The organism is Bifidobacterium sp. SKU (assembly GCF_026016405.1).
Taxonomy (GTDB): domain Bacteria; phylum Actinomycetota; class Actinomycetes; order Actinomycetales; family Bifidobacteriaceae; genus Bifidobacterium; species Bifidobacterium bifidum.
On the sequence record NZ_CP092890.1, the window covers coordinates 654659 to 670744 of the forward strand.

Sequence of the window (16086 nt, forward strand, 5' to 3'; positions counted from 1 at the left end):
TTCGCTGACGCGATTGGTGAAGGCTTGGTACCGTCTTGCGGCGTGTCTTCCCGATTGCGTCAGCGGATTGGCCTCAGCCAGTCCAGGCCGATTGACTTGAGATGATGCAGCGTCAGCGAGGTGACGGTCAGCGAGCCGGATTCGGCGACGAGCCCGATCGCGCGGGGACCCTTGGGCGCGTAGCTGTACGAGCTCATGACCTGCTTGCCGCCGTTGACGTAGACCTCGACACTGCCGCGGTCCACGAACACGCGCAGGCGCAACAGTCGTCGTCCTGCATGGGGATCGGCTCGACGAAGGGGCTCATCCACCCGTACATGATCTGCCGCCCGTTCGTGTTGAACGACTGCGGCGCGTAGAAATTGTGGCCGCAGTCCCACGGGCGGAACTCGGTTTCCGGCTTGAACTCGCCGTCCTTCTCCTGTTCGAGGGACGGGGCGAAGGCGATGGGCTCGCGGCGCTAGGTGACCATGTCCTCGCTGGAGACATGACCCCAATGGCACAGGCCCCACTGGGTGCCGTAGGGGTGCAGCTGGTAGAACACGTGCCAGCGGCCCTTGTAGTAGCACAGGCCGTTCGGGTCGGCCTCCTTGCGGAGCTCGTCCTTCTGTTCGGACGGGACCCGGAACAGGTAGATGAGCAGCATGCCGAGGCCGCAGGCGGCCATGAAGCCGGCCGACAGCACGATGGAGCCGATCAGCGCGCCCGTGCGGGTAGGTCTTGTTGGGTGCTGAGGGTTCTCTGCGCGGCTGCCGTGCCGTTGTGGGGAATCGTGTTTTGTGCTGGAATAATATAACGTCAATCGATTAAGTCAAACGATTGACGTTGTGTGTCGTGCTGCGGAAGAGGGTTTCCGGCGAGGATTAACGGAACATATCTACCGGTGAGTGCGGCATGAGGTAAGGTGGAACGCATGGCTGGAAACTTCGTGCAACTGCATAACCACACGCACTACTCGCTGCTGGATGGGGCATCCAAGGTGCCCGATCTGGTCAAGCGCGTCAAGGAGCTGGGCATGCCGGCGGTCGGCATCACCGACCATGGCAACATGCACGGCGCCTACGAGCTGTGGCGTGCAGCGGTCGATTCCGGCGTCAAGCCGATCATCGGCATCGAGGCGTATGTGACCCCTGAAACCGCGCGGCAGGACAAGACGCGCGTGTCATGGGACACCAACTGGACCCCGGTTCCCGGCCATGCCCGCAACCCCGACGATGTCTCGGGCGGCGGCCTGATCACCCACCTGACCATGTGGGCGGAGAACGACGAAGGGCTGGTCAACCTCATCAAGGCGTCGTCCGTCGCCAACCTCGAAGGCCGTGTCATGCGATATCCGCGTATGGACAAGGAGGTGCTGTCCACCTACTCCAAAGGCGTGATCGCCTCGTCCGGCTGCCCCTCCGGCATCATCCAGACCCGTCTGCGCCTAGGCCAGTTCGACGAGGCGCTGCGTGCCGCAGGCGAGTTCCAGGACATCTTCGGCAAGGACAATTTCTACATCGAGCTGATGGACCACGGCCTGTCCATCGAAAGCAAGGTTACCGGCGATCTGCTGACCATCGCCAAGAAGCTCGGCGCGCCCCTGCTCGCCACCAACGACTCGCACTACGTCATGGAGGCGGACAAGGACGCCCAGGACGCCATGCTGTGCATCAACTCCGGCGCCACGCTGGACGACCCCAACCGCTTCAAGTTCGAAGGATCGGGATACTACATCAAATCCGCCGAGGAGATGCGCGAGCTGTTCAAGGACCATCCCGACGCCTGCGACAACACGCTGGAGATCGCGGAACGCTGCAACGTGATCTTCGACGACCATGAGGATGGCGCGTTCATGCCGCAGTTCGACTGCCCCGAAGGTTGGGACGAGACCTCGCTGTTCCTCAAGAAGGTCGAGGAGGGCCTGGAGAAGCGCTACGACGGCAACCCGCCGATGGAGGTGCTCAAGCAGGCCGACTACGAATGCGGCGTCATCTGCCAGATGCAGTTCTGCGGCTACTTCCTCGTCGTCGCCGACTACATCAACTGGGCGAAGGAGCACGGCGTGATGGTGGGCCCGGGGCGAGGCTCCGCCGCAGGGGCCATGGTCGCCTATGCGATGGGCATCACCGAGCTCGATCCGCTCAAGCACGGCCTGATCTTCGAGAGGTTCCTGAACCCCGAGCGTGTGTCCCTGCCCGATATCGACGTCGACTTCGATCCCGAAGGCCGCATGCGCGTGCTGGGCTATGTGGCCGACAAGTACGGTCATGACAAGGTCGCCCAATGCGTGATCTACGGCACCATCAAGACCAAGCAGGCGCTCAAGGACTCCGCGCGCATCATGGGATTCCCCTTTGAGACGGGCACTCGTATCACCGAGGCGCTGCCGCCGGCCGCCACCGGAGGCAAGGACATCAGCGTGCACGACATCTTCGACCCGAGCGCCAAGCGCTACGCCGAGGCGCGCGAATACCGCGAGCTGTACGACTCCGATCCCGAAGTCAAGCGCATCACCGAGGAGGCGAAGGGCATTGAGGGGCTGATTCGCCAGACCGGAGTCCACGCGTGCGCCACGATCATGGGTTCCGCGCCGATCACCGACACCTCGCCGTTGCTGGAGCGCACCGACGGCACCGTCACCACCACGTTCGAGTACCATACGTGCGAAACGCTCGGCCTGGTCAAGATGGACTTCCTCGGCCTGTCCAACTTGACGGTCATCCGCGACACGCTCACCAACATCGAGCACAACGGCAAGGGCGTCATCGACTACACGAAGATCCCTCTCGATGACCGGGAGACGTACCAGCTGCTGTCGCGCGGAGACACGCTCGGCGTGTTCCAGCTCGATTCCGACGGCATGCGCTCGCTGCTCAAGACGCTCAAGCCCGATAACTTCAACGACATCTCCGCACTTATTGCCCTGTACCGACCGGGCCCGATGTCGATGGACTCGCACACCAACTACGCCAAGCGCAAGAACGGCCTGCAGAAGATTACGCCTATCCACCCCGAGCTCGACGAGCCCCTCAAGCAGGTGCTCGATGAGACGTACGGCCTGATCATCTATCAGGAGCAGGTGCAGTCAGCCGCGCGTATCCTGGCCGGCTATTCGCTGGGCAAGGCAGACGTGCTCAGGCGAGCCATGGGCAAGAAGAAGCCCGAGGTGCTGGCCAAGGAGAAGGTGCCGTTTTTCGCCGGCATGAAGGAGCATGGCTATTCCGAGGAGGCCGCAGAGGCGATCTGGGAGATCCTGGTCCCGTTCTCCGGCTATGCGTTCAACAAGGCGCACTCCGCCGCGTACGGCCTGATCTCCTACTGGACCGCATACCTCAAGACGCACTACCCGGTCGAGTTCATGGCCGCGCTGCTGCAGGGCGCGGCGACCAACAAGAACAAGACCGCCCTGTATCTGGGCGAGGCTCGGAGAATGGGCATCCAAGTGCTCTCCCCGGATGTCAACGAGTCGGTCTACGAGTACTCCGCAGTCGGCGACGTCGTCCGATTCGGGCTCGGGGCTATCCGCAACGTCGGCGAGAATGCGGTCAAGGACATCATCGCGGAACGCGAGACGGGCCGTGGCAAATACGTGAACTTCATGGACTTCATCCGCCGCGTGCCGTTGACCGCGCTGAACAGGCGACTGGTCGAATCGCTGATCAAGGCGGGCGCATTCGATTCGATCGACCCGAACCGCCGGGCGCTGTTCACCGTGCACGAGTCGGCGATCGACTCGGTGGTCGGCCTCAAGCGCAAGCAGGCGGAAGGACAGTTCGACCTGTTCTCCGACACGGAGGATTCGGGCGCCGACGCGATGGGGGATGCGACGGTCGCCGTGCCGGACATCGAGGAATGGGACAAGAAGGACAAGCTCAAGTTCGAGCGCGATATGCTTGGCCTCTACGTGTCGGACCATCCGCTGAGCGGCATGCAAGCAGTGCTCGCCGGGATGCGGGAGATGTCCATCGCCCATCTGATTGACCGTGCGCCCACCATGCCCAGCGGGCAGCAGGTCACGCTGGCGGGACTGATTACCAACGTCGATCGACGAGTCTCGAAGAAGGGCAACCCGTGGGCGATCGTCACCATCGAGGACATGGAAAGCTCCATCCAGTGCATGTTCTTCGGCAAAGTGTACGAGGCGGCGAGCACGGAGCTCATACAGGATGCGGTCGTGCAGGTGCGCGGCCAGGTCGAGGTTCGGGACGAGACCGTCAGCATGCGCGCCACGGAAATGCAGCCGGTCGCGCTGGAGACCGATGACGAGCGTCCGTTCCTGATCACCTTGCCGCTGGTGGCCCTGGGGCGCGGCAACATGCAGCAGCTTGCGCAGATCATCACGCGGCATCCGGGATTCTGCGAAGTGCGGCTTGCCGTGCTCGACGCCAAGGGCAACGCACAGGTGATGACCTTCGGCGATAGGTTCCGCGTCAAACGTGACACCAGCCTGTTCGCCGAGATCAAGAGCCTGTTCGGCCCGAGCTGCCTGCCGACGGCCTGAGACCATCAGCCGGAATGTGACCATATGCGCTACGGAATCCGCTGACGATGGGCGTATGCAGGTAGAATGAGGGCGAAACGGGGCCGCTGGCTGCCGTCAATTATGGGCCTGGACCTAGAAGGGAAGAACGATGATAGTGTGTTCACATTGCGGCGCAGACAACGCCGATGGAAGCTTGTTCTGCAGGGCGTGCGGTGCACAATTGACGGCGGCGACGGCACAGCCGGCCGCTGCGGCACCGGCGATGCCTGCGTACACGATGCAGCCGCAGACTTCGGCTTCGCAGGTTCCTCAATCGGCACAGGTTCCTCAATCAGCGCAGTATCCGGCGCAGCCGCCGCAACCGGTACAGACGACCGGGATGTCTCCCGTTCCCGCGCCCGCCGTTCCCGCGGCGCCCGGCACCGCTTACCAGCAGCAGCCGCAAATGGCCGGATACCAGCAGCCGTATCGGGCTCAAACGTATCCGCAGCAGCCGGTCGATTCCCAGCAGTACGGCCAATACCAGCAGCCGGGCGTCCCCGGAGTCCCCATGGCTCCCGTGGCACCGGTCGCGCAGAAGAAATCCAAGAAGCCGCTCATCATCGTGCTCGCCATCATCATCGTGGCCGCGCTGGTCGTCGGCGGCGTGTTCCTGCACCTGTCCCAGACGGTCGTCAACGGAACGTATTCACTCAGCGCCGGCGGCAACACCGGCACTCTGAGCGTCGACGGGAAGAAGATGTCGCTTGACTTGTCGGGCAATGACGACGGAAAGCCGGCGGTCAGCGCCACGATAGACAAGGTCACAAGTGGCAGTGGCAGCCATTCATACACGCTGAAGGATCTGAAGTTCAGCGGTGCGAGCGGCGATTACCTGATGTCCGAGGTCACCGGCCTCATCGGGTACATCGGCGGTCTGGGCGAGGAACAGGGCAAGGCCGTTCTCAACGCGCTCAGCCCGACCGTCACCATCCCCGATGGCGCGTCCAAGGGCGAGCCGAACGGCACCTGGTCGGTCTCCTGCTCGGTCATGGGACTGGGCATGGGCATCTCAGCCAACTTCAAGGATGATGGCACATTGACGATGTCGGTACAGGCCACCGGTCATGGCGAGTCGACGCTCCATGGCACATGGAGCAAGACCGGTGACGCGACATTCGACGTTTCCCTCGATGATCCCGATATGACTATGACACTGTCATTGAAGAAGTGACCTGCACGCGCTGAAAATATGGTTGTGGCCCCGACACGATACCGGTGTCGGGGCCACAACCATATTCGCGCACGAGGAATTCGGCCGCCGTCACTCGCGTACGAGGCGGATGTGCTCGATGTCGTTGCGTGAGCTCTTGCGGTACAGCACGAACCGGTTGCCGATGACCTGCACCACCTGCGCACCGATCTGGCCGGCGAGCTTGTCGGCGGCCTCCTTCGCCGTCAGACCGGAGCCGTCCTGCACGGCGACCTTGAGCAGCTCGTGGCTGTCCATCGTCTCCGATGCCTGCTTCACCGCGGCGTCGGTCAGGTCGTTCTTGCCGATGTAGAGCAGTGGGTTCAGCTGATTCGCCATCGCGCGCAGCTGCTTGACCTGCTTCTTGCTTAATGCCATGTCTGGTCCTCTCCGTCAATCTGATGTGCTGTGTACGAGGATAGCGGAGCGGCACGATGAACGGCATGGACGCTTCTGGAAATCCTTCAAAACACCGACTAATGTCTATGGCGGGGACGAAAGAAATGCGACATCATGTCTGGTAATGATGTCGCAGACATCCACAATATCCTCAAGGAGGCGGAATATGTACTATTCCAGTGGCAACTATGAAGCGTTCGCACGACCGAAGAAGCCGGCGGGTGTCGACGGCAAGTCGGCGTACATCATCGGTACGGGACTTGCGGCGCTGTCGGCGGCCTGCTATCTGGTGCGAGATGCGCAGATGCCGGGCAAGAACATCCACATCCTCGAAAAGGACGCGGTGGCCGGCGGGGCGTGCGACGGCGCCGACATCCCCGGCCTCGGCTATGTCATGCGCGGCGGGCGCGAGATGGACAACCACTTCGAGGTGATGTGGGACCTGTTCCGCTCTATCCCGTCGATCGAGACCGAAGGCGTCTCCGTGCTCGACGAGTATTACTGGCTCAACAAGGACGACCCCAACTATTCGCTGTGCCGCGCCACCAAGGACCGCGGGCAAGATGCGGGACTCCAGGGCAAATTCGGGCTGAGCGACAAGGCCTCGATGGAGATCATGAAACTGTTCTTCACTCCGGACGAGGAACTGTACGACAAGCCGATCACCGATTTCTTCGACGACGAGGTGCTGAAATCCAACTTCTGGCTGTACTGGCGCACCATGTTCGCGTTCGAGAACTGGCATTCCGCGCTGGAAATGAAACTGTACATCAAACGGTACATCCACCACATTGGCGGTCTGCCGGACTTCAGCGCGTTGCGGTTCACCCGATACAACCAGTACGAGTCGATGATCCTGCCGATGGTGAAGTACCTCGAAGCGCACGGCGTGCAGTTCCACTACAACACCAAGGTCGAGAACGTCGAGTTTGCGATCGGCGGCGGGAACGGACCCGAACGTGAGCGCACCGGGGTCGGACAGGACACGATCCAGAAGATCCAGGCCACGTCCGGCTTCTTCAAGCGCAACCCGTACGGCACGAACACGAAGAAACTCGCCGTCCGCATCGACATCGACCACGAAGGTGACAAGTCGTCCATCGACCTGACGCAGAACGATCTGGTGTTCATCACCAACGGCGGTTGCGTGGAGAACTCCACGATGGGATCCCAGCATTCGCCGGCCGCATGGAATCCGGACCTCAAGCCCGGTGGCGGTTGGGACATGTGGCGGCGCATCGCCAAGCAGGACCCGAGCTTCGGGCATCCCGACACATTCTGCTCGGACCCGGATGCCACCAAGTGGATGAGCGCCACGGTGACTACGCTCGACGCAGAGATTCCGCCGTACATCAAACGCATCTGCAAGCGCGACCCGTTCTCCGGGCGCGTGGTGACCGGTGGCATCGTGACCGTGGAGGACTCCAACTGGCTGATGAGCTGGACGCTCAACCGCCAGCAGCAGTTCCGTGACCAGCCCAAGGACCAGCTGTGCGTATGGGTGTATGGCCTGTTCCCCGACAAGCCGGGCAACTATATCAAGAAGCCGATGACCGAATGCACCGGCGAGGAGATCTGCGAGGAATGGCTGTACCACATGGGCGTGCCGACCGACAAGATCGAGGCGCTCGCGAAATCCCACGCGAACACCGTGCCGGTCATGATGCCGTACATCACCGCGTTCTTCATGCCGCGTTCGGCCGGTGATCGGCCGGACGTGGTGCCGGATGGCGCTGTGAACTTTGCGTTCCTCGGCCAGTTCGCCGAGACACCGCGCGACACGATCTTCACTACCGAATACTCGATGCGCACCGGCATGGAGGCCGTGTACACGCTGCTTGACGTGGACCGCGGCGTGCCGGAGGTGTGGGGCAGCGTCTACGACGTGCGCAACCTGCTCAACGCCACGGTCAAACTGCGCGATGGCTCCCCGGTCACCGATATGAAGCTCAATGTCGTGGAGCGCGCCGTTATGAAGAAGGTCCTCAAGAAGCTCGGCAAGACCGACATCGGCATGCTGCTGCGCGAGTACGGGGCGATCTGACGGCATCGGCCTCGCAGCGAACCGTTCTCATTAGGAAACGTGTGAGGATTCCTCGCGTAACCGCACAAGTGAACATTTCGGTAAGGCCCGGAATTCCGGGCCTCTGAAGGGTTCCGTGTTCGTTTGGCGGACCGCAGGGCTCGCACGTTTCCCAGTGAGAACGGTTCGCTGCGTATCGCGGGCTGTGTCATCGCCCCGCCTGATGCAATGCTCTCAGCGTCTGCAGCAGTTGCTCCTGCAAGGCCGTCCTGCCGGCGAAGTACTGGAAGTCGTCGATGAGTACCATGTCGATATGCCTAAACCGGTTGCCGGACAGGGTGATCCGGTCTTGTTGCGGGTCGGCATCCTGCGCCGTCATGACGAATTCATTGGCATGATCCTCACTGGTGAGATAGAGGCACTTCGCGGAAGGGAGTCAGCGCGAGCGTTTCGAATGTCTGATCCCTGTTCAGACGTGCAGTCAGATTGATGGCGGGCATGATCGTCTCCTGTGGGTTGTCCTCCATTCGGTAGACGGATTCGCCTCACCGAATGCGGGGATTCCAACATAGGGTCCGATTCACTTATCCGGTAGATATGTTCCTCTTATTGTTGCGCGTATGTCGACACCAGATATTCCCCGGTATCGTGCAGCATCTTGCGCAATGAAGCCGGCGACAATATCTCGATGATGTGCGAATCCGCGTACTGCAACGCCCACCAAAGGGTCGCGTGTTCGTTCGCGACGACGTGCACATCGTATTCGCGCTCGCCGGTCTGGACGACATCGGCGTCGGCGAACCAGTCGTACAGCGGTTCAAGCGCCCCGTGGATCTTCATGTGGATCGGCGTCGCCTTGCCGTCCATCGGATAAGGTCGCTCGTTCATATGCCGCACGATGTCGAACGGTTGCCCCGGCGTGGGGCTGAAGCTGTCGAGCGTGCGTTTGAGTGAGTGGTCCGGCCCCTCGATGGACAGGTCCCGGATGCGTTCCACATGCAGGTAGGACAGCGAGTCATACCGGTGCATGTGGCACAGCAGGTAGTATTTGCTGTTCTTGTACATCAGGTGGTAGGGGTCCGCCAGATATGTCTTGATGTCGCCGTCGCCGTTACGGCGGGGGACGAGATTGCCGTTGACGTCGTACGTGCAGTACCGGAACCGGATCACGCGCCCGTATGCGATGGCATCGTTCAGAATCTCGATGTTGTTGAGGAACTCCGTATTGTAGTTCTTGGGCGTGGTGAGTTGTTCGAGGCCGCGCAATTGGCCGGATTTGCCGGCGAACGTGTAGATCTTGGCGATGAGTTCGCGTAGGTATTCGCCGTCCGAGCTCGACAGCGCCGCGCCGTCCACGAGCAGGCGCATCTGCGCGATGTCGAAGACCGGTTCGATGTACCAGCCGGGTCGGGGGTTGGCGCTTTCCGCGTTGACCAGATCCTGCCGGTCGAGGTGGCCCACATGGCGGTCGAACGGCGTCATGGACTGCAATGCCTTGAGATGCCCGCGCACGGTTTTGTCGGATACATTGATGCGTTTGCTGATTTCCGCGGCAGTGAGGCCGTGCTCGGGGTCGGTGTGCTTGATGAGCTGTTCCAGGATTTCGATGACGATCTGAGCGGTGGGGAGTGCCGATGATGCAGCCACGATGTCTCCTCTCCCTTGACGGATACCGTGCCACCTGGGTGATTAAAACGGTAGATAACTACCGGTAATCATATCATCGCCTGTTGCGTGTGGCGTATCGCTCTCATTGAGAGCGATACGCCACACGGATAAGGATCCATCAGAAATCGAAATTGTCCGGGTCGGCGCTGTTGCGCTTGCCGGTGTCCATGGCACTGATCGCAGCCATGTCATCGTCCGACAGCACGAAGTCGAACACGTCGATGTTCTGCCTGATGCGATCGGCGTGCGTGGACTTCGGCAGCACGACGACGCCGCGCTGGATGTGCCAGCGGATCACGGTCTGCGCAGCGGACTTACCGTACTTCGCGCCGATCTCGGCCAGCTCGGGGATGGCGAGCAGGTCGCCGCCGGTGCCGCCCAGCGGGCTGTACGCCTCGGTGGCGATGCCCTTGGCGGACAGCTCGTCCACCAGCGGCTGGTTGGTGAACTGCGGCGAGGATTCGATCTGATCGACGGCCGGCGTCACGTCGCTGTTCTTCAGCAGGTCGGCGAGATGATGCGGCTGGAAATTGCTCACGCCGATCGCCTTCGCACGCCCGGAGGCATAGATCTCCTGCAGGTCGTCCCACGCCTGCTGCCAGACGTCCGCCGGCCAGTGGATCAGATACAGATCCACATAATCCATGCCCAGGCGGTCGAGGCTCTCCTGGAACGCTTCTTTGCCGCGGTGCGCGCGAATGTCGTCGTTCCACAGCTTGGTGGTGACGAACAGGTCGCCTCGCGGCACGCCGGAACGGCGGATTCCCTCGCCGACAGACGTCTCGTTGCGATATATCATCGCCGTGTCGATATGCCTATATCCGTTCTCCAACGCGGCCTGCACCGCGTTTACCGTCGTGTCGCCGTCCGGCGTGCGGAACACGCCCAGACCGATCTGCGGGATGACCGTGCCGTTGTTCAGCGTGATCGTCGATTGAATCGCCATGACCGTTGTCTCCTGTGATATTGCCGATGATGCGTCGCAGACAATTGTAGTGATGCCGGCGAAGGCGAGTCGACAGGCGAGCAGGCAATGCTGCGCCCGCAGGGCGTCCCAAATCGCAGGTCCCGGCCGGGACTGAGGGGGGGCGTTTCCTCGCCGTGCCCGACCGCGGGTGGGCAAGAGATGAACGATGACGCTTGCGCATGCATGGCCGCGTATTACCATGAGTACTGGTTCGCAGGTGTGGCGCCGTGGGGTGCCGGGCGGCGGCGATCGTCCGCCGCGAATCCGTGGGGAAACGAGGCATATGATGAGTGATGACACGACGCGGGGGCAGCAGGGGAGTGCCGAGGCTCCGAAGCTGACGCTGAACGACAAGGCGCATTCGGTGATTCCTCAGATAGGGTTCGGCACGTTCCAGATTCCGCCGGAAGACACACAGCGCGCGGTCGAGGAGGCGCTGGAGATCGGCTACCGGCACATCGACACCGCGGCCGCGTACTACAACGAGAAAGAGGTCGGCGACGCGCTGAAGGCCACCGGCATGGCCGGCAAGGTGTGGGTGACGACCAAGCTGCGCAACTGCGACCAGGGGTATGATTCGACGATGGTCGCGTTCGACCGTTCCCGCAGCAACCTCGGCGTCGACGTGGTGGACATGTATCTGATCCACTGGCCATTCGCCGCGGCGGGGTTCTTCAAGGAGACGTGGCGCGCGCTGCTGAAACTGCGCGACGAAGGCGCGGTCCGTGTGCCCGGCGTCAGCAACTTCCTGCCGCAGCACCTGCGTGCGCTGATCGAGGATTCCGGTGAGACCCCGGCCGTGAACCAGATCGAGGTCCATCCTCGGTTCAACCAGCCGGGAAACCGTGCGTTCTGCGCGGCGAACGGCGTGGCCGTCGAGGCATACAGCCCGCTCGGCCACGGAAAGGACATCGAATCCGAGCCCGTCGTCGCCGCGGCGAAGGCGCATGATGTCACGCCGGCGCAGGTGGTGCTGCGCTGGCACACGCAGGAGGGGCGCATCATTATCCCCAAGTCGAAGCACGTGGAACGCATGCGGGTGAACCTCGCCAGCTCCGATTTCGATTTGACGTCGGCCGAACTGGCGGCGATCGATGCGCTCGACGACCCGCATGACAACGTCAGCGCCGATCCGGCGACCTTCATGCATTCCCAGTCGTGGGCCGACCAGCACGTGCGCGGCAATATCTGATTGTGGCGGGGGGGCGGTCGGCGGGATCACCCCCAGTCGGCTGCGGCTTGGTCTATGGGCGAGATGTAAGCGGGCGTGGGTTGTGCGGAGGTGTGCGGTATGGATGGTGAAATGGAGCGGGTCTTGCCGGATGATGCGGACGATGGTGCCGAACGCCGGTGGATCGATGACACGCTGAACCGGCTTTCGCGCTCCTCATTCCGTGCGAAATTCGAGTTGTCGGCGAAGGACCGCGCGTATGCGCGGGCGAAGGGCAAGGCCGTGATCGATCGCCATGCCCGCGAGCTGCTGCGCGCCCGCATCGGGGCGGCGAATCCGCGCAACGACGGGCGCCAGACGCCGTGGCGCGGGCATCCGGTGTTTACCGCGCAGCATGCCACCGCCACGTGCTGCCGCGGGTGCATCGCCAAATGGCACCATCTTCCCCAAGGCAGGGAGCTCACCGATGCCGAAATCGATCGCTTGGCGGACCTGGTCATGGCGTGGATAGAGCGCGATCTCATACGTCATCCCGCCGTCTGAGCTCGTCCATCGTGCTGCATCCGCCGCGGGCGAGGCATACGGTTCGGGGCCGATGTTGCCGCCGCCGAAAAAAATATGAAGGCGATTACAATCGTGATTATTTTGTGAAGGCGTTGCGTCGATGCTGGATAAATGACTGTTTCTCAGTCGCAGAGGAAGTTACGGCGATGATGACACAAGACGGAACCTGTCTCATATCACGGTCGTCGCGAAAGGGAAATTACTGGTTTGTAATGGAAAAATCAGACAACTACTTTCAAGGAAAGCGGTGCGTGGTGGCACTGATAGTGGCCATGACGCTTCTTTCGGGAGCGGGATTCACGGCGTCCGTGGCATCAGCGGACACCGACACGGTGGGCTATGAGACTGATCGCATTGCGTTTTCAGGGGCTCGGACCGTATGCGGGGAGTACTCCATCGATTTTCGCGGCTCTGACCCGCTCCCGGATGTTCCTGATTGACGGGGGCGGCGTGGAACTGAAGGGGCCTGACACCGACTATCGGTGCCCGGGTGGCATCATCGGCTTTGACAATTGCTCGAATGCCGGTTACGGCAGTGCGGAGATCATCCGTCCGACGGATGTCAAGGGAAAGAAGAAGCCGGATTCGTCGCGTCCCTGTCTATGTTTCCTGGCCGAACGCATGAATGTGCCTCCTGCTGACGATGCCGTGTACTATCTGCAGGAATGACCGGGCGCGGGCCTGCGCCGGACCGGTGTAGAGGTGACCGGGCTGTCGAAGTTGTGCCACACCAGGGCAATTTCGGCGGTTTTGAGCGTGGTGTGGCCACGTCCGTATGTAGAGATGTTTACACGTGGCGAGCAAACCGTTGGAAAATGGCGGTTTGTGGTTTCAGCCGTCTACCCGCGCTGTACCATACCAGAGAATGATAAGGTTAACATCGCATTGTGAGGCACGCGAATTGCCACACAATGCCTAAAAGACGTGTTTTTTCGCTGGTGTGGTACAGACTCGACGCCGATCGTCTCACATTGCAGACGGTGAATCTCGAAGCATGGATGGCGCGGCCCTGCCGGTGCATGGCATGATGATGCGACTCGTGTCAGACCGCGGATTCACGTCGCTTTTTTCGGTCAGCCGCCTTTTCCCGGCGTGCCAGCTCCTCGACCGTCATGGCGATCACATGAAAATCGACGTCACAGCCGCGGAGGGTAAGCTCACGCGCGACACTGAGCGCGAATTCGGCACATGCGACCTCGTCTCTGATGTCATCGGCCGTTATGACGATGATCGTCCAACCCAATTGCCGAAGCCGGTCTCGTTTTTTGCGATCCCTGCGCCATTGGTGCTTGTCGGTCCGATGATGATCGCCGTCGTATTCCACGGCGACCTTGAAATGCTTCCATGCAATGTCCAGGCTCATTGGCTTGCCCGAATCGAACATCGCCCTGTCGACATGGCAGTTGACCTCCGCGTCGGGCAGGCCGTGCCGGAGGAGTACCAGTCTCGCCTTGCTCTCCTTCGGCGACAGCACGTTGGCCTTGACCAGCTGCAGTGCGGTCCGGCAAGCGGTCTTCCCGAGAAAGTATGGCGCATTGTCGATGAACTCGCGCAAGGACGACAAGACCAGTCGGGGATATCTGCCCGATGATTTCGATATGGCGGTGATGATGGCCTCCGCCAGTATGACGAGTTCCTCCAAGGACACGTGTGATGACAGCTGCGCCCAGGCATGGAAGGGATGCAACGCGAATACATTGCCCTTGATCGGTACGCAAGCATCAGGATAAGTGGCGATCAGCTTCCATACATGCGGATGCGTGCCGGGAATGCGGCGCCGCCTCCTGTCGGGAGTGCTGGAGGTGATGTGCAGCATCTCCGCGTCCAGATCGCAGACCTCCGGCAACGGCACCTGCTGCAGGGCGAGAGCGGTGGTCATGCCGAACAGCACATTGCCTCCGATGCGCCACGCCAATGCGGCGCAGCACATGATGGCATCCTGGGCGCGGTCGCGCAGCGATTGCGTCATGGGCGTTCTCTCGCCCATCGGCTGGGGCATCACATCGTTCATGAATGTCACGGTAGCGTATTCGCGCTGTCGGTGTGATGAACCATGGAAAAAATGTGGATATGTGGATGAATGCATGGATATCCACAGCTATCCACATCGCCGACGAGCCTGCGATTTCTCACGATGTGGGTGATACGGCGATTCTGGGAGGATTACGACAGCGTGCATTGGTACGATAGGGCGTTATGAGCGAGAACATCATGCGAATCATTGATCTGCGGGGCAAGAACCTGTCCCGCGCCGAGTTACTTGCCGCGATGCCGCGCGCCGCGATGGGCACTTCCGAAGCCACCGATCTGGTGCGGCCTATTCTTGACGACGTCAAGGAACGCGGCGCCGCGGCCCTGCGAGACTTCGAGGAGAAGTTCGATCATGTGCGTCCCGAGCACCTGCGCGTGCCGGTCGAGGCGATGACCGCGGCACTTGAGACGCTTGATCCCGAAGTACGCGCCGCCATCGAGGAGTCCGTGCGTCGCGCACGCGCCGTCGCCGCCAACCAGGTGCCGAAGGACTTTTACACCGATCTGGCCGAAGGCGCCCGCGTCGCCGAGCGTTGGATTCCGATCCAGCGCGTCGGTCTGTACGTGCCCGGCGGCAAGGCTGTCTACCCGTCTTCCGTGATCATGAACGCCGTGCCGGCGCAGGCCGCTGGCGTCGAGTCGCTGGCCATCGCCACTCCGCCCGCACGCGACAACGCGGAAGGACTGCCCAACAAGACCATCCTCGCCACCTGCGCCATCCTCGGCGTCGACGAGGTCTACGCGGTCGGTGGCGCCCAGGCCATCGCCATGTTCGCATACGGAGCCAAGGGCTCCGAGCCGCAGGACGGAGACGTGCTGTGCGACCCGGTCGACAAGATCACCGGCCCGGGCAACATCTTCGTGGCCACCGCCAAGTCGCTCGTCTCCGCGTTCGTGGGCATCGACGCGGTCGCCGGTCCCACCGAGATCGGCATCATCGCCGACAAGACCGCCGACCCGAGCCTGCTGGCCGCCGACCTGATCGGTCAGGCCGAGCATGACGAGCTCGCCGGCTCCGTGCTGTTCACCGATTCCACCGAGATCGCCGAGAAGGTTCAGGAGTCCCTGAACTACCGCGTGCCGCGCACCGAACACGCCGAGCGCGTCCACACGTCGCTGTCCGGAAGCCAGTCGGCCATCGTCCTGACCGACAGCCTCGACCAGTCCATCGACGCGGCCAACGCATATGCGGCCGAGCATCTCGAAATCCAGACTGCCGACGCGGACGCCATCGTGCCACGCATCAAGAACGCGGGCGCCATCTTCCGCGGCCCGTACTCCCCGGTGCCGCTGGGCGATTACATGTCCGGCTCCAACCACGTGCTGCCCACCGGCGGCACCGCCCGCTTCGCTGCGGGACTCGGCGTGCACACGTTCATGAAGCCCGTCGAGGTCATCGAATACGACAAGGAGGGCCTGAAGGCCCTCGCCGCGCGCATCAACGCCTTCGCCGTCTCCGAGGACCTGCCCGCCCACGGCGAGTGTGTCCTGTCGCGCTTCGTCAAGGATCCGTACGACAAGGCCACGCTGCGCGAACAGGAGAAGGAAGCCGGTCTGCGCTAAGGGC

13 protein-coding genes and 2 pseudogenes are annotated in these 16086 nt (G+C 61.9%); 8 read left to right on the forward strand and 7 right to left on the reverse strand.

Features of this window, described 5'->3' with window-relative positions; translation table 11 throughout:
- Nucleotides 1-59 precede the first annotated feature (59 nt).
- Both MMB49_RS09620 and MMB49_RS09625 read right to left on the reverse strand, forming a co-directional pair.
- Complete coding sequence (locus MMB49_RS09620; RefSeq protein ID WP_123772233.1) at nt 60-311, reverse strand: GH32 C-terminal domain-containing protein; 252 nt, start codon at nt 309-311, stop codon at nt 60-62.
- A pseudogene (locus tag MMB49_RS09625) lies at nt 260-667 on the reverse strand (hypothetical protein); the annotation flags it as partial. The gene MMB49_RS09620 and the pseudogene MMB49_RS09625, both read right to left, overlap by 52 nt.
- 246 nt (nt 668-913) lie before the next feature.
- Here MMB49_RS09625 and dnaE point away from each other — a divergent pair.
- The 3 genes and pseudogenes from dnaE to MMB49_RS02770 all read left to right on the forward strand — a co-directional run bounded on the left by dnaE (nt 914) and on the right by MMB49_RS02770 (nt 5678).
- Entirely contained in the window at nt 914-4483 is a 3570-nt protein-coding gene (gene dnaE / locus MMB49_RS02760) for a DNA polymerase III subunit alpha (protein ID WP_047272027.1), read from the forward strand.
- Nucleotides 4484-4613: 130 nt separating this feature from the next.
- Nucleotides 4614-4658: pseudogene (locus MMB49_RS02765) on the forward strand (hypothetical protein); the annotation flags it as partial.
- A 186-nt stretch (nt 4659-4844) separates the two neighbouring features.
- Nucleotides 4845-5678 carry a hypothetical protein gene (locus tag MMB49_RS02770; RefSeq protein ID WP_047271687.1) on the forward strand — a complete coding sequence of 278 codons (834 nt, stop codon included), beginning with the start codon at nt 4845-4847 and terminating at the stop codon, nt 5676-5678.
- A gap of 90 nt (nt 5679-5768) precedes the next feature.
- On the opposite strand, the gene MMB49_RS02775 is transcribed toward MMB49_RS02770, so the two are convergent.
- Nucleotides 5769-6074 (reverse strand): YhbY family RNA-binding protein, encoded by a 306-nt coding sequence (locus MMB49_RS02775; RefSeq protein WP_003815248.1) that lies wholly within the window; start codon nt 6072-6074, stop codon nt 5769-5771.
- A 187-nt stretch (nt 6075-6261) separates the two neighbouring features.
- On the opposite strand from MMB49_RS02775, the gene MMB49_RS02780 reads away from it, so the two are divergent.
- Nucleotides 6262-8139 carry an oleate hydratase gene (locus tag MMB49_RS02780; RefSeq protein ID WP_047271688.1) on the forward strand — a complete coding sequence of 626 codons (1878 nt, stop codon included), beginning with the start codon at nt 6262-6264 and terminating at the stop codon, nt 8137-8139.
- Nucleotides 8140-8326: 187 nt separating this feature from the next.
- Here the strand turns inward: MMB49_RS02780 and MMB49_RS02785 are convergent, their stop codons facing one another.
- The 3 genes from MMB49_RS02785 to MMB49_RS02795 form a co-directional block, all read right to left on the reverse strand.
- Entirely contained in the window at nt 8327-8497 is a 171-nt protein-coding gene (locus MMB49_RS02785; protein WP_229058026.1) for a DnaA ATPase domain-containing protein, read from the reverse strand.
- Between the two features lie 227 nt (nt 8498-8724).
- A complete protein-coding gene (locus MMB49_RS02790; protein ID WP_047271690.1) occupies nt 8725-9765 on the reverse strand; it encodes a helix-turn-helix transcriptional regulator in 1041 nt (346 codons plus the stop codon).
- Between the two features lie 139 nt (nt 9766-9904).
- A complete protein-coding gene (locus tag MMB49_RS02795) occupies nt 9905-10732 on the reverse strand; it encodes an aldo/keto reductase (RefSeq protein ID WP_003812255.1) in 828 nt (275 codons plus the stop codon).
- Nucleotides 10733-11036: 304 nt separating this feature from the next.
- Here MMB49_RS02795 and MMB49_RS02800 point away from each other — a divergent pair, with 304 nt between their 5' ends.
- The 3 genes from MMB49_RS02800 (at nt 11037) to MMB49_RS02810 (ending at nt 13157) form a co-directional block, all read left to right on the forward strand.
- Complete coding sequence (locus MMB49_RS02800; RefSeq protein WP_047271691.1) at nt 11037-11945, forward strand: aldo/keto reductase; 909 nt, start codon at nt 11037-11039, stop codon at nt 11943-11945.
- A 111-nt stretch (nt 11946-12056) separates the two neighbouring features.
- A complete protein-coding gene (locus MMB49_RS02805) occupies nt 12057-12467 on the forward strand; it encodes a DUF4186 domain-containing protein (RefSeq protein ID WP_014759983.1) in 411 nt (136 codons plus the stop codon).
- Nucleotides 12468-12827: 360 nt separating this feature from the next.
- Entirely contained in the window at nt 12828-13157 is a 330-nt protein-coding gene (locus tag MMB49_RS02810) for a hypothetical protein (protein WP_229940931.1), read from the forward strand.
- Nucleotides 13158-13530: 373 nt separating this feature from the next.
- Here MMB49_RS02810 and MMB49_RS02815 read toward each other — a convergent pair whose 3' ends face one another.
- A complete protein-coding gene (locus MMB49_RS02815) occupies nt 13531-14487 on the reverse strand; it encodes a hypothetical protein (protein ID WP_047271694.1) in 957 nt (318 codons plus the stop codon).
- Nucleotides 14488-14684: 197 nt separating this feature from the next.
- Between MMB49_RS02815 and hisD the strand changes: the two genes are divergently transcribed.
- Nucleotides 14685-16082, forward strand: a complete 1398-nt coding sequence (gene hisD, locus MMB49_RS02820; protein ID WP_013363223.1) for a histidinol dehydrogenase — start codon at nt 14685-14687, stop codon at nt 16080-16082.
- Nucleotides 16083-16086 lie beyond the last annotated feature (4 nt).